Below are 20,661 nucleotides of genomic sequence, written 5' to 3'. Positions count from 1 at the left end.
TAGTTGTTATGCGTAAATAGGTACCCATCCTTCAGTTGTCACGAAAATTCGGACAGCGACTACTTTACGATCTTCCATTAATGTAAAGTAATGAAGAATGTTTTCTGGTACTGAAATTAAATCGCCCGGCTCTAATTCAACATCAAAAAATTCGCCGTCTTTTCCTTGAATAACAAAGATTCCATGACCGCTTACAATAAAGCGAACTTCGTCATCTGTATGAATATGCTTGCGCTGAAAGTTTTTTAACAATTCATCAATATTTGGTGTAGATTCCGATAACGAGATAACATCTTGCGCTTTATAGCCGCGGCGTTCAGAAATATCTTTAATATCCTCACCAAAAGCGTTTAAAATTTCTGTTTTTTCTTCATCAGTTAAATCATATTTTTCACGAAGATTTTCTGGAAGTTTTGTAATGTCCCAATTTTCATAAATAACTTCATTGTTTGCCAGAAAAGCTGATACTTCCTCTTGAGTTTCAATTCTTTTATTGTTTATATGTAAGCGAATTTGCGCCATTGTTGTTTCCTCCTTTTATAAATGCACCTTTGGCTTAATGCCTTTAAGTGACAGTAATTTCACATGGTAGCTAAATAGAAATTCATAGGCTTCTAGCGCTTTTTTTGTTTCAAACGCATTTTTCCCCCATACCGTAATCCCGTGGTTACGAATTAAAATCGCGCCTTGATCGCCTTTTATATGGTGAGAAAACTCTTCTGCTAGTGTCGGAATATCCGAGTAATTCGGAATAATCGGAACAGTAATTTCCGCATCTTCTTCCCAAATACCCAGTGCCTTAATAATTTCTTGGCCTTTGAATGAAATAAGCCCTTCATCTCCGTACAGTTCAGAGATCACGTTGTTGTCGATTGTATGTACATGAAGACTGCACCCAGCGTTCGTTAACTCGTAAATCTTAACGTGTAAAAGCGTTTCAGCAGAAGGCTTTAAATGCGTTTCTTCTGCAGGTTTTCCATGTTGATCAACTAATAAAAAATCTTCATTTGTACGTTTTCTTTTGTCTTTTCCACTTGCTGATACAAAGAAAGTTGTCGGATTTTGGTCCACTTTAATTGCTAAGTTTCCGCTTGTACCGAAGAACCAATCGCGTTCTGCCAACTCATCTTTTATATCCGCAAGCTCATGCAACCTTTGCTGAGCCATGATACTCATGCTTTCACCTCTTCTGTTAATTCTTGTAAATGATGAATGACATCATAAAAAGTAGAAAAAGGACGATACGGTAGAGATAGCTCTTCGCATTTTTCAATTAAAAAGTCACGTGCAATGACAGTGTCAGCTAATTTGGCAGCCTGCAAATCCGTAATGGAATCGCCAATAACAACCGTATGATCTCTTTCATCTGCAAGATTGCGAATAATCGTTGGCTTACAGCAGCCGCAGTCGTTTGCACACTGTTTATCACATGTATGAGGCCACGTAATGGAAATATGTTCACCAGAAAAATCAGATCCGTTGCAGTAGAGCATTTCCTCTGCAACTCGATTTCCCAAAAGCGGTTTTACAAAAAAGTCAATTCCTCCGCTTACAATATAAAGCGGAATATGATGCTCTTTTGTATAGACAATAAAATCATCAAATCCATCTCGAATAGCAGACGTCTTTAAAATATAAGAAATAATATCTTCCTTTAATTCCACGGGGAGTAAGGCAAACATTTGCCCTACTCCTTCTTGAATAGAAACGCGCTGTGCTAGTACGTCGTCTTTAATACTTTCCCACTCCGGAGGAGCAAATTGTTTCATAATCGCAATAATGTTATCGCTATTTGTGATTGTTCCATCAAAGTCACAAAAGATTTTTAACGATGTCATGCTTTCACCTCTACTGTTCCCCATAGTTGCAAAGCTTTTTGCAACTCTTTTGATTCTTCCGCTTTTTCGGCTAGTGTTTGATGAGAGAGTACTGCATCTATCGCCGCACGGAATGCCTTTCCTCCTCCGATAGCGCCGTCTGGATGACCGTGAACTCCGCCTCCTGCATTGATAATGCTGTCGATTCCAAAGTCCTTCACAAGCTGCGGTACCATTCCAGGATGAATTCCTGCTGAAGGAACCGGGAAAGTCTGCTTATATTTGTACACAGGACGCGTTAATTCGTAGGCAATGCCTGTCGTGTCTTCAAGAGAAAGCGCTACGCTTCCGTATGGTGATGGAAATAGCGAAAAATCTGCTCCGGCTAAGCGTAATAGCTTTCCAAGCAGTAATGAATTTGAAAAACCGTAAAACTCTGATGGCGTAAGCGCTCCGCTAACAGCTGGGTGAGCCATAATCGGCAAGTTAATTTCATCATCTTCTCGAAGTGCCTGCAGTACGTCTAATCCGTAAGCAAATACGTTGAATAAAAGAGCATCGGCTCCTAGCTCAGCTGCTTTTCTCGCTTTTTCTTTTAATTCAAACGTTCGTCCCGTTAAATTAACAGCATACAGCGTGCGGTGTCCCGTTTTTTCGTATACTTCATTCAGTACTTTTTTTCCCTCTGTAACGCGAGCTTCAAAAGGTGTTCGTTCACTATCAAACAAAATCTCGTCGTCTTTAACCAAATCCACTCCGCCAAGCGCTTGCTCACGCAGCTGAGTTGTTAAGTACGTCATGTCTCTTCCAATCACGCCTTTAAAAATACTCATCACAAGCGGACGGTCATAAACGCCTAGTTTCTCTCGGATACCTTCTATTCCAAAGCGCGGTCCTGGGAATTCAGCTAATAATTCATCAGGAAAATCCAAGTCTAATAATTTCACTTTTCCATCAAGTGATAGTTTTCCGAAAACAGTAACTAAAATAGCCGGTAAATCTCTTGAAAAGTTGGCAGTTGGATAAGCAATTTTGACAATAGCCTGCTTAACCTCTCTGCCTAAATATCCGTTAACACGTTCGCAATCTTGAAGCTCCGTTACGGACACGACGCGCCCTTTATGCTTTTGAAGCTGCTGCTGATCTAAAAGCGGCAGATCTGTCCATGAGCCGACGGTTAGTCCTAAAGCGATTCCTTCCGCTTTTTTATGAAAATTTCCTTTATTGTCATGTAGTAAGTAGCTTGCAACGATTTCACTCATTATGCTAAAAACTCCCTTGCTGTTTAATATCGTTAATAAAAAAAACCTCTTCTGTGATTAAGAAGAGGCTTTCGTTGCTCTTCTTATCTCTCAGCTGCTGCTGCAAGAATTAGCACCGTGCTTAACATGCGTTAAGTCGGTTGCCGGGCTTCATCGGGCTAGTCCCTCCACCTACTCTTAATAAGAAAGTTGCTATTTATTTAAATTGAATTCGTAGATTATATACTAAATAAAAAATACCGCTAGGATTTATCGGTTATTAATCTCGTTAACTTCTTACATATTAAGCCAACTCAAAAAGGATTGTCAATGCGTTTTTAAAATAAATTTAATTTTTTTATTCGAGATACAGCTTCTCTCATGCGCTCTTCATCCGTCAGCAGTCCTACGCGCACATAGCCTTCACCATATGTTCCGAAGCCTACTCCAGGTGCCACTACAACGTGGGCTTTTTCAAGAAGTAAATCTGAAAATTGTTCAGAAGTATATCCTCCAGGAACTTTTAGCCATGCAAAAAAGGAGCCTGCTGGGGATGTAACGTCCCAGCCAATTTCTCGAAGCCCTTGAATAAATGTATTGCGTCTAGATTCATAGCGCTTAACTAAATCATTCACACATTGTTGAGATTCTAACAGAGCTGCGGCTGCTGCCTCTTGAACCGCCCCAAAGAGACTGACATACATATGATCTTGAAGAAGATTAATAGCTTCTACAACACTTTCATTTCCTACAGCAAATCCAACTCGCCATCCCGCCATGTTATACGTTTTAGAAAGAGTATAAATTTCAATTCCCGTCTCTTTTGCACCAGGAGTCTGTAAAAAGCTGATTGGCTTTTTACCATCAAATCCAATTGCTCCGTAGGCAAAGTCGTGTACCACACAAATATCGTGCTTGGCAGCAAACGCCACGGTGTCTTCAAAAAATTCTGCCGTTGCCACTGCACCAGTAGGATTATTGGGATAGTTTAAAAACATGAGCTTTGCCTGTTCTTTAGCACGTTCACTTATCTCTTCGTATACGGGTAGAAAATGATTTTTAGCCGTGAGCGGCATCACTTCCATCTTGGCTTTTGCAAGCTCTACTCCAGACCAGTAATCAGGATATCCAGGATCCGGAACCAGCACCGTATCTCCAGGGTTTAATAAGCACTGCGGGATTTCAACAAGTCCACCCTTCCCGCCAAACAAAATAGCTACTTCTTTTTCGGGATCCACATCAACCCCGTATTCTCGCTTATAAAAAGTCGCAACGGCCTCTTTCAAAAACTGATGCCCCCGAAATGGAGAATATTTATGATGTATAGGATTAGAACTTGCTTTTTGCAGTGTTTCTACAATATGTGAAGGAGTAGGCTGATCAGGATTTCCCTGCCCTAAGTTAATAACGTCGTGCCCTTGGGCCATTACTTTTCCTACCTTGCCTACAAGTGATGCAAAAAATTGTTTTGGTAAACTTTTTAATAGTTCCGATTGCTCAAATTGTTTCATCATCGCACACCTTCTCAAAAAATTCTTGAAATTCTAGTCACAAATAATATATTGTAATATTCAACTTGTAAAGTCATTTTTTTCAACTACTAAAAAAGGACGGATGATAAAGTGAGTGTAAAAATTACGTGTTTGCAGCTTGATATTGCGTTTGGAAACCCAACTAAAAACCGAAAATATATTCAACAAAAAATGACAGAAGCTCTGAAAGAAAACCCTGATATCCTCGTGCTTCCTGAGCTATGGGATACAGCTTATGATTTGACGCGGCTAGACGAAATTGCAGATGATGAAGGACAGCAGGCCAAGCAATTAATCTCTCAGTTTGCTAAAACGAACGAAGTAAATATTGTGGCAGGCTCGATCGCGAAAAAAACAGAGCAAGGCGTCACGAATACGATGTATATTTTTGACCGAAAAGGTCGTGAAGTATCACAATACAGTAAACTGCACTTGTTTAAATTAATGGATGAGCACCTCTATCTAGAAGCAGGAACGGCAAAAAATCTTTTTACACTTGAACAGTCACTATGCGCAGGAGTTATTTGTTACGATATTCGTTTTCCAGAATGGATTCGGGTTCATACTAGCAGCGGAGCAGAAGTCTTGTTTGTTGTCGCTCAGTGGCCGGCTCCAAGACTTGCCCACTGGAAAGCACTTCTCATTAGCCGTGCAATCGAAAATCAATGCTATGTAATCGCGTGTAATCGTGTAGGCCAAGATCCTAATAACACATTTGCCGGACATTCCTTAGTCATCGATCCGTGGGGAGAAATAATCGCTGAAGCTGGCGATAGCGAAGAACTTTTAAGTGCTGACGTTAACCTGGAACTTGTAAAAGAAATTCGCAAACAAATTCCTGTCTTTACAGATCGCCGCACAGAATTTTATTAATTATGTATTGACAGCCGTTTTTTTGCATGATACGATTTTCACCAGATATCATAAAATATTCAAACAAATCAAAATTGAATAAGTAATCGTACTCTTATCAAGAGTTGGCTGAGGGATTTGGCCCTGTGAAGCCCAGCAACCGACCGTCATTCCATCCTAAGATGGATCACACCCGTAAAACATGTTTTACAAAGGCACGGTGCTAATTCCAACAGAAAGTAATTCTTTCTGGCAGATAAGAGGTTTGAACACTACAATCAAGCCTCTTTCCAACGAAAGAGGCTTTTATATTTTCTAAAATTATAAAAGCCTCCATATATTCTTAAACCTATTAACTTAGTAAACAAATCAGTTTAATAAACTATGGAGGGATTCCGATGTCAACAACAAAAACAGAGAAGTATCAGCCTTTAACAGAAATTTCAGCAATCAAACTTGTGAAAAAGCTAGGTCTTTTTGATGCCACAGAAGCGCTGACTGCCCGTGAAATTGGTGACGGCAACTTAAATCTCGTCTTTCACATCATAAATGATCAAACGAATAAATCCATTATCGTCAAACAAGCACTTCCCTATGCAAAAGTTGTAGGCGAAAGCTGGCCTCTATCATTGAACCGTGCCACAATTGAAAGCAATGCGCTCAAGCAATTTGGTGCATTTACGCCAGAACTTGTGCCCGCTGTTTATTACCACGATGAAACGCTTGCTGTTACGGTCATGGAAGATCTGTCTCATTTAACGATTTCTCGCGCCGGACTTATTCAAGGTGAAAGTTATCCTCTGCTCTCACAGCATATCGGTTCTTTTTTAGGACATATTGCGTTCAAAACGTCTGATTTCGCCTTAAAGCCTCAGGATAAAAAAGAAGAAATTGTTAAGTACAGCAACCCGGACTTATGCAATATTACGGAAGATTTAGTTTTTACAGATCCTTTTTTTGATATTGATACAAATGAATTCGAAAAAGCGCTGCGTCCTGATGTAGAAGAATTATGGAATGATAGTGATGTAAAGCTACAAGCAGCAAAATTAAAATATAAATTTTTAACAAATGCGCAAACGCTAATCCACGGTGATTTACATACAGGCAGCATCTTTGCTAGCAGTCAAGAAACAAAAGTGATTGATCCAGAGTTTGCTTTTTACGGTCCGTTTGGATTCGATTTAGGACAATTTGTTGCGAATTTATTTTTAAATGCTCTTTCTCGAGAAACAAATCGCGAACCATTATTTGAACACATTACGAACACATGGAACGTATTTAAAGATACCTTTACTGCGCTTTGGCATTCTGAAAACACTGAACCTTTCGCTAAAGATGAGCGCTTATTACATGAAATTTTAACGCAAACGTGGCAAGATGCTGTTGGATATGCAGGATGTGAAATCATTCGACGTACAATTGGCTTAGCTCACGTCGCAGACTTAGACGAAATTTCTTCAGAGGAAAGAAAAATTAACGCTAAACGTACTGCGTTAAAAATTGGACGCTATTTGCTTCTGCACCAACAAGACGTTTCACCAAATGAATTTGAACATTTACTTCGATAACGAATAATGTACACAATGAAAGGATCGGTATCAGCATGACAAATACACTATCACTTCCGCGCTCAGTGGAATGGAATGAATCATATATTACTTTATTAGATCAGCAGCAGCTTCCTGACAAAGTTGAATATATTAAGCTGCAAACCATTAAAGACGTATGGGATGCTATCACTACCTTGAAAGTACGCGGAGCCCCTGCAATTGGCATTACGGCGGCTTTTGGTCTTGCTCTTTCTGCGCTTAGCTATGACACAGATTCAGTCAAGGAATTTAACCAAAAGCTAGCTCTTGATCAACAGTATTTAGCTAGTTCACGCCCTACTGCCGTCAATTTATTTTGGGCACTAGAACGCGTAGCAAAAAGCGCTGAGTCGGCTTCGTCCGTTAATGAAGCTAAAACAAAAGTTGTTCATGAAGCTATTCAAATTCAAGTAGAAGATGAAGAAACGTGCTACCGAATTGGAGATCATGCTCTTTCTTTATTTAAAAAGAAAGATAAAATCATGACCATATGTAATGCTGGTTCAATTGCTACAGCTTATTATGGAACAGCCTTAGCACCTTTTCACTTGTCTAAGCAGCGCGATATTCCGCTTGAAGTATTTGCCTGTGAAACAAGACCTGTTCTTCAAGGTTCTCGCTTAACAGCATGGGAACTTCAGCAGTCGGGAGTGGACGTTACGCTGATTACGGATAATATGGCCGCTCATACGATTAAAACAAAAGGAATTAATGGGATTATTGTAGGCGCTGACCGCATTGCAGCAAATGGCGATACGGCTAACAAAATTGGAACATATGGACTTGCTCTTTTAGCGAAAGCATTCGGTATTCCATTTTACGTAGCAGCGCCGCAGTCCACATTTGATTTATCTATTCAAGACGGCAGCAGCATCCCTATTGAAGAACGTTCACCTAAAGAAGTAACGCACATTGGAGATACGCAAATTGCTCCAGACGGAATCTCTGTGTACAATCCCGCTTTTGATGTGACGCCAAGCGAACTGATTACGGCCATTATTACAGAGCATGGAATTATCCATTCCCCGTCTTTTGAATCCATTCAAAAAGTTTTGCTGCAATCCGCTCAATAACAAGAGGCTGAGACAAAAGTATTTTAGCCCCACTGAAAAACGAACCATTAATCAACATATTTGATTAATGGTTCGTTTTCTTTGTTATGTTGAGCATAGGTTTTATCTGTTTCGTTCCTTCTAGCAGTTGATTGGAGGGCAAGGCGAAGACTCCTGCGGGAAAAGCGGAGCAGGTGAGACCCCACAGGAGCGTATGCGACGAGGAGGCTCAGCGCCCGCCCGCGGAAAGCGAAGTCTTGTACGGAAATCAACTGCGGTGTCACAAGCGGTTCAGCTCATGTATACGAGTTGTTCATCTTTAGATGGCATTGATTTTGTTATGTCTCAACCTCTTTTAGTAAACAGCGCTTTTCGGCTGCATTTGTAACACAATTGTAACAGTACTCTCTTCTTTTTCTACATATATTATAGGGGATTCTTTTTGAATAAGGGGGAGTAAATATGAGTTCAGAGCAAAAAACGGATAAAAACAAAGCGCTGAATCGCAAGCAGCAATATCAACTATTCGATTTATCCAAAGATGAAGAACTAAATTCCCTCCCTTCTCCTCAGCAAATTGACGGTGTGTTTGTGCAAGGAGAAGGCTGGAAATTAGACGGTGAATAGCTATTAACTATAAGCGCCTTTTGCTACATTTCTTTCAAGCATTAATAGCTTCTCTTTTATATGAGTTTGGGAGCCTGCATAACCTGTTAAAGCTCCATTTTTGCCAATCACACGGTGACAAGGCAAAATAATAGGCAGTGGATTTCGACGATTCGCTTGTCCCACAGCTCTTACGGCTTTAGAGCGATTAACAGACTCCGCTACCTCACTGTAAGACCACGTTTGTCCATAAGGTATATGTTCAAGCGTTAACCACACTTCTTTTTGGAAGTCTGTTCCTTTTATATCCAAAGGTAAATCAAATGTTAGCGTGCGCCCTGCAGCATAATCCTGCAGCTGTCTCTTTGCTTCTTTCACATGGTGATAATTCTCGTCATGGACAAGTTTTTTAAGCTGCTCGTTATGATCATCGCTATCAAACCAAATATGTTGAACCCCTTTTTCCGAGGCTACAATATAAATTTTCAAATCAGAAAATAAGTTCATTTCTCCATAGTACATACTTGCGTATCCTTTCTTTTTAGGCTGGAAGAATAATACGAAAAGCTGTGCCTTCTCCTATTTTGCTTTCCACTTCAATTCGCCCTTTATGTTCTTCGATAATTTTATACGAGACCATCAAACCGAGTCCCGTTCCTTTTTCTTTTGTCGTATAAAATGGTTCTCCTAAGCGCTTGATGCGCTCTTCGGGCATTCCGTCTCCTTGATCTCGGATGGAGACAGTCACGTAGTGCGGCTCTGTCGAGTAAACGTCAACAAAAATTCTTCCTCCGTTTGACGTGACTTCAATTGCATTTTTAATTACATTTATTAGTACTTGTTTAATTTGGTTAGGTTCGCAGTATACCATTGGCAGCTGAGGGGACACGCTTAGTTCAAACTGAATATTTTCTAAAAGTGCTTGAGCATTTAATAGATCAATCGTTTCTTTAACAACCGCAGCTAGATTTTTCTTTTCAAACTTTACGGCCTGTGGCTTAGCTAGTACTAGAAACTCTGTAATAATGGTTTCAATTCTTTTTAATTCGGATTTAATAATATCAAAATAAAGAGAATGATCTTCTTGAATGTTGCTTTCTAACAGCTGAACAAACCCTTTTAAAGCTGTCATTGGGTTGCGGATTTCATGCGCAATCCCAGCTGCTAACTGTCCGACTACTTGAAGCGTATCTGATTTCCGAATCTGCTCCTGCATTTGATTTCGTTCCGTTACGTCTCTTAAAAGCGTCATATATAGACCTGGCAAGATATCTTTTTTCGTGGAAAATTCGATATTTTTAACTTTTTCGTTTCCCGTAACGTACGTAATCTCTCCTTCAGCTTCCCCTTTTTGCTCAATTGTTTCTTTGTGCTCAATGACCGCATCTAAATTCGCTGAAGAAATAAAATCCTCCATGGAGTGCGCACAAATCTCCTCTTTGCTGAGTTCTAAAATATCACAAAGAGAGGAATTTACATCAATAATATTTCGCTTGCCGTCCCATAAAACTAACCCATCGATCGAACCATTAAAAATCTGTCTAAATTTCTCTTCGTTATTCCGAAGCTCCTGTTCGATTTTTGTACGTTCACTGATGTTTCGAAAAATCGTTAAATGGTCTCCTTCTATAATGCCTTTTTTCCCTGTGAATTCCAACTGTTTGATTTCTCCATTTGGCATGTAAAAAGGAAGCTGATTGCGAATTTCTCCTTTTGTTTGAAACGTTTGGAGCACCTTTAACGCACTAAAGCTTTTCGTATCAATAAATGTATACAAATTGCTTCCAATTAATTTATTTAACGGCAGCTCAAATGTACGCGAAGAAGCAAGATTAGCGTTCAAGATTTCACCACCGTCTCTCCAAATCAAGATCGCTTCAATCGCATTTTCAAAAATGGCCCTGAAATTTTTTTCGCTTCTCAACAGCTGCTGCTCCATCAGCCGTTTTTCCGTCACGTCTCTCATAATGGACATATAGTATTGACTGTATATATTAGCCGTTGTGGTAAATTCAAAAAAAGTAACGTCTCCATTTTCGAGCCTGATTGGCAGCTCACCGCTTGTCTTTCCTTCTTGATGCAGAGTTCTCCATAATTTTTTTACCTTATAATGATAAGTAGGTTCTACAAGCTCTTCTAATGTTTTGGTTAGAAGCTGTGCTCTTGTATAATTTAATCGTTCGCAAAATGAAGGGTTCGCGTCGATAAGCTGACCAGTTCGATCAAAAATGACAATTCCGTCTACCGCTTCATTAAATACATCCATAAACATATGATGACTAATAAACCGTTCATTTTCCATCATCTTGTGCTGCGTAATATCTCGAAATGTACACACAATAATGCCCGACATGTGACTATGTTTGTGTGAAGTAAATTCAACATGCTTCATCATGCCGCTTCGAAGCGTCATCGCGCCTTCATATTTGAAATAGCTTTCTTCTAAAAGTGCTGGATAATACGCTTCAATCATGTCATACGGAAAATACATCAGAAAATCTTTCATTTGATACGTTAATAGCTCATCCTTTGTTTTTTCAAACAGCCCGCAGGCTGATTCATTTGCATTCATAACTTGAAAATACTCATCAAATACGACAATGGCATCTAATACGTCATTAAAAATAGCTCGTAGCTGCTGTAATTCACCTTGCTGCTTTTGCTCAGCTTCAGATGTTAATTCTCTGTGTGGTGACATGCTCATTGCTCCTTTCTTTTGCACTTCCCATTTCCCCACCTTTTATCTATAGACTTAGTATTCTACAAGATTTGCTTTTTACCTTTTTAAAATTAGCCACGTTTATTCAAAATGCGACATTTCTTCGCATTCTCCCGCTATTTAAAAATGGAGCATGAATAAAAGAGGCTGAGACATAACAAAATGAATTCAATCTAAAAACGAACAAATGAGATGCATGAGTTAGCTGAACCGCTTGTGACACCCCTGTTGATTTCCGTGCAAAGCTTCGCTTTCCGCAGGAGTCTTTGCCTTGCCCTCCAATCAACTGCTAGAAGGAATGAAACAGATAAAACCTATGCTCAACATAACAAAGAAAACGAACCGTGAATCAAACATGTTGATTCACGGTTCGTTTTTCACTTCGGCTAAAATACGTTTGTCCCAGCCTCATCGATCATTTACTACAACATAAGTTGCTTGAATAGGTCCATGCACGCCAACTACTAAATTCATTTCAATATCAGCTGAATTGCTAGGTCCCGTAATAAAGTTAATGCAAGAAGCAATCGTTTCTCCTCGCTCTACTTTTTCATGAATCATTTCAGCGGCTTGTGTCATGCGAGGGACAATTGAGCTTTGAGGAATGATCGCAATATAAGTGGCGGGCAGCAAACTGACCGATCGTCCTTTTTCAGCGCTGCTGAACAAAACAACTGTGCCGGATTCCGCTAGCGTCAAATCACTGAAGGTAATGCCAACATTTGCTTGTTCAGCTAGTTTAATATTCTCCTCGCCTTTTGCAGAATTCCATACATGAAGGCTACTGCTTGTTTCCCATTTCTCCATCAGCAGGTTCAATCCATATTCGGAAAACCTAGGATCATCCCACGTGCTCACAAGACCATTTCCATAGTTCGCTACGGCTTCCTCAAGGACAGCTGGCAAGTGTTGTGATGATGTTTCTACATAGCGGGTATGAATACGTTCGCAATGGTTTTCAAGCTCTTTCTTTAATTGATCTGGCGAATAGCTGCGGTAGACCTCATGCTGAGGAGCATGCTTCCATTGTGGCCTTACTACGCCGCTTGTTCGCCTGCTTCGCTTAAGATTAGCTGCAATATTATCTAAAAAACTGTCTCTATTTTGAATGCTTCCGTTCATCATCATCACTCCTTTTATCAAACCAATCTCGTAAGCGCTCTTTTGTAGGCGCCGGAAACTCTCTGCTTTCCGTCCACGCTTTTAATGGACCAGGTCCTTTGGAAATACTGCTTCCTGACATAAAAGGATTAAGAGCTGCCGGTGCTACTTTAGCGCCCACTGTATATAGAGAAGAAGAAGCTGCCCCCAAGCCAAATGCTTTCATCGCCAGCTTTTCTGAAATAGGTGCTTTTCCTTCCTTTTCGACAATCCGCTGACGGTGCTTGTGTAATAGCTCATGCAGCGGAATTTTGACTGGACAGGCATCTGTACAGGCCGCGCATAGCGTTGAAGCATATGGAAGCTCTTTGTAATCTTCATAGCCTCCAAGCAAAGGAGATAATACAGCTCCAATCGGACCTGAATAAATAGATCCATATGAATGTCCTCCAATATGGCGATACACGGGACATACATTCACACATGCCGCACAGCGAATACACTGTAAAACAGATTGAAACTCAGTTCCTAAAATCGCAGATCGTCCGTTATCTACAATCACTAGGTGAAATTCTTCCGGTCCGTCTACTTCCCCTGGAAGTCTAGGTCCCGTAAGCGCCGTTACGTAACTTGTAAGCCGCTGACCTACTGCACTTCTAGTTAACAGGCTTACCAACACTTCAAACTCTTCAAAAGTTGGCACAATTCTTTCCATTCCCATAACCGTAATTTGCGTTTTAGGAAGGGCAGTTGTTAACCTTGCATTTCCTTCATTGGTTACAAGTGAAATAGATCCAGATTCTGCAATCGCAAAATTACATCCCGTGATGCCAATATCTGCTGATAAAAATTCTTTTCTCAGCATTTCCCGGGCGTGAAGAGCTAGTTCTTCAGGTTTTTCTGTTTTTTTATACGAAAGCTTTTCCTGAAATACATCTCTAATTTGTTCTTTATTTTTATGAAGTGCAGGAGCGACGATATGAGAAGGCGGATCGTGATCATCTACTTGCAGGATATATTCTCCTAAGTCCGTTTCAATAACTTCACAGCCCAGTTCTTCTAAAGCAGCGTTCATATGAATTTCTTCTGTAACCATTGACTTGGATTTAACGACTTTCTTTGCCTGCTTTTGCCTCGCTACATTTTTTATGTACTCATTCGCTTCTTCAGCTGTTTGAGCGAAAAAAACGTGGCCTCCGCGTTTAGCTACATTATCAGTGAGCTGTTCTAAATAGTAATCTAAATTTTCAAGCGTATGCTGACGAATTTCTTCACCAAGCGCTCGCCATTCTTCCCAGTTCCCTAGCTCTTCTGCCGCATCTAATCTACGGCTTCTTAAGCGCTCTTGAGCACTTGAAACCGCAAAGCGCATAAACGCATTATTGACTCCATCATCAACGCGTTTTTTAAACTGATCGTTTCCTATTTTCATAGACATTCAGCATTCTCCTTTCTTTACATTCTGCTATTTAACACTTCAGCGATATGCATCACTTTTACAGGCTGTCCTTTTCGTTCAATTCTTCCTCCAATATTCATAAGACAGCCGCAGTCGGCTCCAATTAAGTACTCTGCGTTTGTCTTAGCTATACAGCCCACTTTTTCATCGACCATTTGTTCAGAGATTTGCCCCATTTTAACCGAAAACGTCCCGCCGAATCCGCAGCAGTTATGACTGTTTTCAAGGTTCTCCATTTCAAGACCCTTTACATTGTTTAATAGTGTAAAAGGTTCTTTTTTTACGTTTAGCAAACGCGTCATATGACAGGAAGAATGATAAGTCGCTTTCCCATTTAAGCTGGCCCCTACATCTTCAACTTTTAAAACGTTTACAATAAAATCCGTTAGCTCATACGTTTTATCAGCAAGCTTCACGGCAGGTTCATACCATGCAGCATCACCTTTAAAAAGATGGGGATACTCTTTGAACATTGTCACACACGAGCCGGATGGAGATACAACGTACTCTGCATGCTCAAACGCTTTTATCATGTTTTTTATCGCTTCTTTTGATTCTTTTACGTAACCGCTGTTATATGCAGGCTGTCCGCAGCAAACTTGACTCTTTGGAAAATCCACTTCGCATCCTAGTCGTTCTAACAATTCTACCGTCGCTTTTCCTACATTTGTTTGAAACATATCAATCAAACATGTCGCAAATAAAGATACTTTCATCATTTGCTCCCTCCAAGTTGATCATTTTACTTCTTTTAGTTAACAGGTCATCAGATGACTTAATGCTATTATACTCCTATGTTTTTCTAATTTCACTAGTTTTTCAAAAATACCTTTCTTTGTTTGCTATCTTTTTTTCATAAAAAATAGGAAATTGAGACATAACTAAATCATTTCAATCTAAAGACGAACAGATTGGATAAATGATTTAATGTGGATTATTTGTTAGACCGCGGTTGATTTCCGGGCAACTGCTAGAAGAAACGAAACACGTGAAACCTACGTTCACCACAACCATAAAAAAATCCGAACGAGTTTCATTCTCTATCAAGAATCAAATTCGTTCGGATTTCCTTCAACAATACGTTCGTTTCAGCTTCTTACTTATTTATTTCCAAAAATCATCAAACACTGTGATTGGCAATTGGCGTTTATGCTGCGTCTTTAAAAAGTGACCTTCAATGACGTGACTTGCATGTTCACCTACATCTTTGCCTTCTAAATAATCGTCGATTTGCTCATACGTTACGCCAAGCGCTTCTTCATCCGGAAGCTGTGGACGATCTTCTTCCAAATCTGCTGTTGGTTTTTTCATATATAGATGCTCGGGACAGCCTAATTCTTTTAGCATTTGTTTTCCTTGTCGCTTGTTCAGACGGAAGATAGGTACTAAGTCAGCTCCTCCGTCACCGAATTTTGTATAAAATCCTGTAACAGCTTCAGCGGAGTGATCCGTGCCGAGTACGACTCCACTGTACATGCCAGCTACCGTATATTGTGCAATCATTCGTTCACGTGCTTTTACATTTCCTTTGTTGAAGTCGGAAACTTTATCCTCTGCCGCTTCTTCAACAGCAGAAAGCATCGCATCTACTGCTGGTTTTACGTTTATAGAAATAGATTTTGTTGGTTGAATAAAACCTAGTGCATCTTGACAGTCTGCTTCATCTGCCTGCACACCGTATGGAAGACGAACAGCAATAAACTGATAGCGCTCTTCTCCCGCTTCTTCGTTCAACTCATTAACCGCTAGCTGCGCCAGCTTTCCAGTTAACGTAGAATCTTGCCCGCCGGAAATACCTAGTACAAACGAACGTAAAAAAGGATATTTGTTCATGTAGGATTTCAGAAAATCAACGCTGCGGCGAATTTCTTCCACGGGATTAATTTCTTTTTGGACATGCATTTCTTCAATAATTTGCTTTTGTAGCTCTTTCATAAAAAAACTCTCCTCTCATCACTAGCTGACGGAATCTACACAAGTACGGTATCAGATAGTAACTTGCTTCTAGTCTCTTCAATATTTTGCATTTTGTTATCCCAGCAGCTCGTACTCAAGTCTACCGGATACTCTGTAGGACGGAATACATCTTCGTTCGATTTTGTAATAACTTTGTAGTCATCCCATAGATGCTTTAAGTTTTGTAAGCAGTAGGCTCTCATTTCTTCAATGGTAGGCTGCTCGTACACAAGCTTTCCCTGCGCAAAGATTGGCTGGTGAATTTTACGTGCGTTAAAGTTCGTGACAAACTTGCTGACGTGCGTATGAATAGGATGAAACATTTTTAAATGCTGCTCTTCATTCGGCACTTCGTCTTGCATCGTAATATAATCGCCTTCCCATTTGTGATTCACTTGATTTACAATTCGGTATACCTCTTTTAAACCAGGAGTGGAAATTTTCTCTGGATTCTCTGACAGTTTAATCGTATCCACCATGTTTCCATGATCATCTTCAATCGAAACCAGCTTGTACACAGCTCCTAGCGCAGGCTGATCAAAAGATGTCATGAGTTTTGTTCCAACTCCCCATCCATCAATTTTGGCACCTTGCGCTTTCAAATCTAGAATGCTGTACTCATCGAGATCATTCGAAGCAAAAATTTTCACATCATAATAGCCAGCTTCATCAAGCATTTTTCTTGCCTCTTGAGAAAGATATGGAAGTCTTCCGCTATCTAATCGAATACCGATAAAATTAATGCGATCTCCCATTTCTTTTGCTACTTTAATAGCATTGGGAATACCTGATTTTAACGTATTATATGTATCTACTAAAAAGATACAGTTACGGTGTGATTCCGCATACTTTTTAAACGCGCTGTACTCATCACGATAGACTTGAACAAGTGCGTGAGCATGAGTGCCGGACACGGGGATTCCAAATACTTTCCCCGCTCTTACATTACTGGTTGCATCAAAGCCTCCAATATAAGCAGCTCTTGCTCCGTAAAATGCAGCATCCATCTCGTGTGCTCTTCTTGAGCCAAATTCCATAAGCTGATTCGTACCCGTATGCTCATATAAATTATCTTCTCCCGCGGCTAGGCGAATACGCGATGCTTTTGTCGCAATCAGCGGGTGGAAATTTAAAATATTTAAAAGCGGCGTTTCAATAAGCTGCGCTTCCGCTAAAGGAGCGTCAATTTGCAGCATCGGTTCGTTAGCAAAAATCATTTCGCCTTCTACAACCGAACGAACATTACCGCTAAAGCGAACTTGCTTTAAATAGTCGATAAACTCCGCTTCGTAATGCAATTCTTCATATAAATAATCTAAGTCCGTTTCGCTAAATCTGAAATTAGCAATAAAATCAATTACTCTTTCTAGCCCGGCAAACACAGCATAACCGCTTTCAAACGGCATCCGACGAAAGTAAGCTTCGAATACAGAACGGCGTTTATGAATATGGTCTTTAAAATACGTATGTGCCATATTCAGTTCATATAAATCTGTATGCAAAGCTAAACTATCATCTCTATATTGCTTTTTCATACTTTGTAACCCTCCATTTGACAATCCTAGTTTCTATTATGTAAATCTTTTCACAATAGAGCAAGCATAAATTATCGGAAGGTGCTTGAATTTTAGTTTTTCTGTTATTTGGTGCACACTTTTCTACCTGAAATGGCATTATTTTTCTTCCGGTATGTATTTCATTAACACGTGTTCAACATTATCAAGATGACTCATCATAAAATGCTGAGCGTCTTCTGCATGCTGAGAAAGAATAGCTTCATAAATTTGCTGATGCTCTTTATAAATCCGTTCAGCCGTTTTTTCTTCTGCATAAAGCCAGATGCGTCTTGTCTCTTTCATCGTTTCAATCATCATTTCTGATACGTTGTTCATAAGCTTCACTAAAAGAGGGTTTTGCGAGGCTTTGGCAATGGCTAAATGAAAAGCAAAATCCGCTTTCTCTCCCAGCTCTTCATTGCCAAACGCTCCTTTCATTTGTTCTAGACTATCGGACAGCTGGTTGAGATCCGCATCTGTTCTCTTTTGAGCTGCCGCTCGAACAGCTCCAATTTCTAATACTTTTCTCACTTCAAGCAAATGTTCAATATCATTTTTATTCATTAATACAGCGCTAGTTACAGGCAAAGACAGCATGTCTGAGTTGAATTCCCGTACAAATGTGCCTTCCCCCTGCTTCATCTCGAGCAGCCCCATCGCCCGCAAAGCACTAAGAGCTTCACGAATAGCTGAGCGCCCTACCTGAAAGTTTTCCGCCAGCTGCTGCACTGAATCCAAACGGTCTCCAGGCTTTAAACTGCCTTCTTTTATATTTTCAAGAAGCGTTTCGGCTACTTCTTCGTATATTTTTTTTGGCTTAATTCGCTTATATTCCACGTTTTCCACCTCATTTTTTTCGTTCACCAAGGTTCATATTAACCGAGACTCTTTCTTCTTTTACGTTTCTGTTACATTTTACCGAAATCTTTTCCCCTCCACAACAAAAGTGGCAAGGTATTTATACTTTATTTCTCAAATGTGCTAAAATAGTAAATTGATTTCATATTACGAGTTAAAAGGAGCTTTTTGAATGAACATTGTTGTCAGTACATTGAATGCGAAGTATATTCATACTTCTTTAGCCCTTCGATGTTTAAAAGCCTATGCCGAGCCTGACTATAAAGTGGATATGGCCGAATATACGATTAAAGATCCTGCTATGAACATTGTCACGGATTTATATAAACGCAACCCAGATATTATTGGTTTCAGCTGTTACATTTGGAATATTGAAGAAACGATTAAAGTCGCACAAATGCTTAAAAAGATCAATCCCGAGCTCATCATTATATTCGGTGGACCAGAAGTAACCTATGATGTAACTCACTGGCTAGAGCGTATTCCTGAAGCTGACTTTATCGCGATCGGTGAAGGAGAAGAGACATTCAAGCAGCTGTTAGACGAACTTCACGGAGAGCGTCAGTTTGAAAACGTAAGCGGCGTGGCTTTCCGAAAAGAAGGAAAACCAGTTGTTAACCCGCAGCGCAATAAAATTGATCTGCGCGAAATGCCTTCTCCTTTCCGTTTTGAAGAAGACCGCCAAGAACTTTCAAAACGCGTTGTGTATATTGAAACGAGCCGCGGCTGTCCGTTTAGCTGTCAGTTCTGTCTCTCTTCTATTGAAGTAGGCGTTCGTTATTTCGACCGAGAAAAAGTAAAAGAAGATATTCGCTATTTGATGGATAACGGAGCGCGCACGATTAAGTTCGTAGACCGCACGTTCAACATCAGCCGCAGCTACGCCATGGAAATGTTCCAATTTTTAATTGATGAACACCGCGAAGGTACGGTATTTCAATTTGAAATCACTGCCGATATTATGCGCCCAGAAGTTATTCAGTTCTTAAACGATCATGCGCCAAAAGGATTATTCCGCTTTGAAATTGGCGTTCAATCTACAAATGATGCTGTCAATGAACTAGTCAAACGCAAGCAAAATTTCAAAAAATTAACGCGTACCGTAACAATGGTAAAAGAAGGCGGAAAGATCGACCAGCATTTAGACTTAATCGCGGGACTGCCAGACGAAGATTATAACTCATTTAAGAATACGTTTAATGATGTATTTGCACTTCGCCCTGAAGAGCTTCAGTTAGGCTTTTTAAAAATGCTTCGCGGCACCGGCTTACGCTTAAGTGCGCCTCGCTATAATTATCAATACATGGATCAGTCGCCTTATGAAATTTTAAGCAATAACGTCTTACGATTTTCAGATGTCGTACGTATTAAACATGTAGAAGATATTTTAGAAAAGTTTTGGAATGACCACCGAATGGATGAAACAATAGAGTTTTTAGTAGAGCACTGCTATGATACACCTTTTGATTTCTTCCAAAACTTCGGAACGTATTGGGATGAAATGGGCTGGGTTCGAATCGGTCATCAGCTTGAAGATTTATTCAGACGTCTTAAACAGTATATTGAAACAGAAAATTTTTCAAATGAAGAAGTAATTGAAGGGTTTATGAAAATTGATTATTTACAAAACCAAAAGCATAAGCCTCGTAAGCCTTGGTGGGACGATAAAGTAGAAAAACAAGTCCGCTCTCATTACTATCAGCAAATGCTTGCTAATCCTTCTATTATGGGACAGGCTTTTGAAGCTGAACAGCTTGCTGAAAAAGAATTATACAAGCACACTGTTTTAGAGATTCTTCCATTTGACTATATGTATTATAAACAAACGGGCCAAATCAATGAACAACCATCTGTTCTTCTTGCTTATTATGATCAAAAAGCAAATGATACAAAACTTTATTCAGCACCTGTAGAGGCATTTGGCCTTCCAGTTGTAAGCTAAAACCTCGGATACCCGAGGTTTTTTTCTTTAACATTCTTTTTTCTTTTCATGCTCTTTATCAGACTTTGTCTTTCCTAGGGATTCATATATTTTAGCTGCGTTAGGATCGCCCATTTCCGCTCCGAACTCTTCTTGCAGTAATTGTTTTTGTTTTGCTTCAGTGCTCGCGATGTGCTTATTATTTTGTTTATGTTTGCTCATTGTTACTTACCTTGCTTTCCTTTTTTTGAATTACGATTCGCGCCTTTAGCCGGCTCCTCGCCGCCAGCATATTCAGCAGCAAATTCTGCATCTGAAAGGCTCTCTTTTGGTGTATTGTTGTTAGTTAGTGCTGATTTGTACCCTACTTTACGCTTTGCCATCATCTATCCCTCCTAT

The 20,661-nt window shown here is 39.9% G+C and carries 21 protein-coding genes and 2 riboswitches; of the genes, 6 read left to right on the top strand and 15 right to left on the bottom strand.

All coding sequences use genetic code 11. The features are described from left to right. Nucleotides 1-6: 6 nt before the first annotated feature. The 5 genes from MMB69_RS20135 to MMB69_RS20115 all read right to left on the bottom strand — a co-directional run bounded on the left by MMB69_RS20135 (nt 7) and on the right by MMB69_RS20115 (nt 4,569). On the bottom strand, nt 7-522 hold the full coding sequence (locus MMB69_RS20135) for a 1,2-dihydroxy-3-keto-5-methylthiopentene dioxygenase (RefSeq protein ID WP_277448337.1): 516 nt from the start codon (nt 520-522) through the stop codon (nt 7-9). A gap of 15 nt (nt 523-537) precedes the next feature. After that, nucleotides 538-1,176: a methylthioribulose 1-phosphate dehydratase gene (locus tag MMB69_RS20130; RefSeq protein ID WP_042992255.1), complete on the bottom strand. Its 639-nt coding sequence runs from the start codon at nt 1,174-1,176 to the stop codon at nt 538-540. Then, nucleotides 1,173-1,838, bottom strand: coding sequence for a 2-hydroxy-3-keto-5-methylthiopentenyl-1-phosphate phosphatase (locus tag MMB69_RS20125; protein ID WP_277448336.1), 666 nt, complete (start codon nt 1,836-1,838; stop codon nt 1,173-1,175). The genes MMB69_RS20130 and MMB69_RS20125 overlap by 4 nt, the downstream gene beginning before the upstream one ends. Continuing rightward, complete coding sequence (gene mtnW, locus MMB69_RS20120; protein WP_277448335.1) at nt 1,835-3,079, bottom strand: 2,3-diketo-5-methylthiopentyl-1-phosphate enolase; 1,245 nt, start codon at nt 3,077-3,079, stop codon at nt 1,835-1,837. Before mtnW ends, MMB69_RS20125 begins: the two co-directional genes overlap by 4 nt. Nucleotides 3,080-3,159: 80 nt before the next feature. Next, nucleotides 3,160-3,266: riboswitch (SAM riboswitch) on the bottom strand. A gap of 130 nt (nt 3,267-3,396) precedes the next feature. Continuing rightward, the gene (locus MMB69_RS20115; RefSeq protein ID WP_277448421.1) at nt 3,397-4,569 is read right to left on the bottom strand and encodes a pyridoxal phosphate-dependent aminotransferase; all 1,173 of its coding nucleotides are present in this window, start codon (nt 4,567-4,569) and stop codon (nt 3,397-3,399) included. A gap of 111 nt (nt 4,570-4,680) precedes the next feature. Between MMB69_RS20115 and MMB69_RS20110 the strand changes: the two genes are divergently transcribed. The 5 genes from MMB69_RS20110 (at nt 4,681) to MMB69_RS20090 (ending at nt 8,713) form a co-directional block, all read left to right on the top strand. Continuing rightward, a complete protein-coding gene (locus MMB69_RS20110; RefSeq protein WP_028414170.1) occupies nt 4,681-5,463 on the top strand; it encodes a carbon-nitrogen family hydrolase in 783 nt (260 codons plus the stop codon). Nucleotides 5,464-5,554: 91 nt separating this feature from the next. Next, a riboswitch (SAM riboswitch) is annotated at nt 5,555-5,705 on the top strand. A gap of 135 nt (nt 5,706-5,840) precedes the next feature. Then, on the top strand, nt 5,841-7,013 hold the full coding sequence (gene mtnK, locus MMB69_RS20105) for an S-methyl-5-thioribose kinase (RefSeq protein WP_277448333.1): 1,173 nt from the start codon (nt 5,841-5,843) through the stop codon (nt 7,011-7,013). Between the two features lie 35 nt (nt 7,014-7,048). Further along, a complete protein-coding gene (gene mtnA / locus MMB69_RS20100; RefSeq protein WP_277448332.1) occupies nt 7,049-8,107 on the top strand; it encodes an S-methyl-5-thioribose-1-phosphate isomerase in 1,059 nt (352 codons plus the stop codon). 127 nt (nt 8,108-8,234) lie between these two features. Next, nucleotides 8,235-8,474 carry a hypothetical protein gene (locus MMB69_RS20095; RefSeq protein WP_221782348.1) on the top strand — a complete coding sequence of 80 codons (240 nt, stop codon included), beginning with the start codon at nt 8,235-8,237 and terminating at the stop codon, nt 8,472-8,474. Between the two features lie 74 nt (nt 8,475-8,548). Next, nucleotides 8,549-8,713 (top strand): hypothetical protein, encoded by a 165-nt coding sequence (locus MMB69_RS20090; protein WP_013055953.1) that lies wholly within the window; start codon nt 8,549-8,551, stop codon nt 8,711-8,713. 3 nt (nt 8,714-8,716) lie between these two features. On the opposite strand, the gene MMB69_RS20085 is transcribed toward MMB69_RS20090, so the two are convergent. From MMB69_RS20085 to MMB69_RS20050, 8 genes are all read right to left on the bottom strand, one after another. Further along, nucleotides 8,717-9,214, bottom strand: a complete 498-nt coding sequence (locus MMB69_RS20085; protein ID WP_277448331.1) for a methylated-DNA--[protein]-cysteine S-methyltransferase — start codon at nt 9,212-9,214, stop codon at nt 8,717-8,719. A 19-nt stretch (nt 9,215-9,233) separates the two neighbouring features. Further along, a complete protein-coding gene (locus tag MMB69_RS20080; RefSeq protein ID WP_481861927.1) occupies nt 9,234-11,414 on the bottom strand; it encodes a PAS domain S-box protein in 2,181 nt (726 codons plus the stop codon). A 405-nt stretch (nt 11,415-11,819) separates the two neighbouring features. Next, nucleotides 11,820-12,533: a LutC/YkgG family protein gene (locus MMB69_RS20075; protein ID WP_269871743.1), complete on the bottom strand. Its 714-nt coding sequence runs from the start codon at nt 12,531-12,533 to the stop codon at nt 11,820-11,822. Then, entirely contained in the window at nt 12,511-13,950 is a 1,440-nt protein-coding gene (locus tag MMB69_RS20070) for a LutB/LldF family L-lactate oxidation iron-sulfur protein (RefSeq protein WP_221782342.1), read from the bottom strand. The genes MMB69_RS20075 and MMB69_RS20070 overlap by 23 nt, the downstream gene beginning before the upstream one ends. Before the next feature lie 17 nt (nt 13,951-13,967). Continuing rightward, nucleotides 13,968-14,687: a (Fe-S)-binding protein gene (locus MMB69_RS20065; RefSeq protein WP_277448420.1), complete on the bottom strand. Its 720-nt coding sequence runs from the start codon at nt 14,685-14,687 to the stop codon at nt 13,968-13,970. Nucleotides 14,688-15,075: 388 nt separating this feature from the next. Next, a complete protein-coding gene (gene nadE / locus MMB69_RS20060; RefSeq protein WP_221782340.1) occupies nt 15,076-15,906 on the bottom strand; it encodes an ammonia-dependent NAD(+) synthetase in 831 nt (276 codons plus the stop codon). Between the two features lie 35 nt (nt 15,907-15,941). Continuing rightward, nucleotides 15,942-17,462, bottom strand: a complete 1,521-nt coding sequence (locus MMB69_RS20055; RefSeq protein ID WP_277448328.1) for a nicotinate phosphoribosyltransferase — start codon at nt 17,460-17,462, stop codon at nt 15,942-15,944. Between the two features lie 138 nt (nt 17,463-17,600). Next, the gene (locus tag MMB69_RS20050) at nt 17,601-18,320 is read right to left on the bottom strand and encodes a FadR/GntR family transcriptional regulator (protein ID WP_014461089.1); all 720 of its coding nucleotides are present in this window, start codon (nt 18,318-18,320) and stop codon (nt 17,601-17,603) included. Nucleotides 18,321-18,513: 193 nt separating this feature from the next. Here MMB69_RS20050 and MMB69_RS20045 point away from each other — a divergent pair, with 193 nt between their 5' ends. Next, on the top strand, nt 18,514-20,283 hold the full coding sequence (locus tag MMB69_RS20045; RefSeq protein WP_221782337.1) for a B12-binding domain-containing radical SAM protein: 1,770 nt from the start codon (nt 18,514-18,516) through the stop codon (nt 20,281-20,283). Between the two features lie 27 nt (nt 20,284-20,310). On the opposite strand, the gene MMB69_RS20040 is transcribed toward MMB69_RS20045, so the two are convergent. Both MMB69_RS20040 and MMB69_RS20035 read right to left on the bottom strand, forming a co-directional pair. After that, nucleotides 20,311-20,484, bottom strand: a complete 174-nt coding sequence (locus MMB69_RS20040) for a thiamine pyrophosphate-dependent enzyme (protein WP_013082205.1) — start codon at nt 20,482-20,484, stop codon at nt 20,311-20,313. Between the two features lie 2 nt (nt 20,485-20,486). Beyond that, complete coding sequence (locus MMB69_RS20035; protein WP_025749458.1) at nt 20,487-20,645, bottom strand: hypothetical protein; 159 nt, start codon at nt 20,643-20,645, stop codon at nt 20,487-20,489. Nucleotides 20,646-20,661 lie beyond the last annotated feature (16 nt).

Source organism: Priestia sp. P5, assembly GCF_029522155.1.
GTDB lineage: Bacteria > Bacillota > Bacilli > Bacillales > Bacillaceae_H > Priestia > Priestia megaterium_E.
The sequence above is the reverse complement of the archived record's forward strand: the minus strand, read 5'-3'. Positions and strand labels throughout refer to the sequence as shown.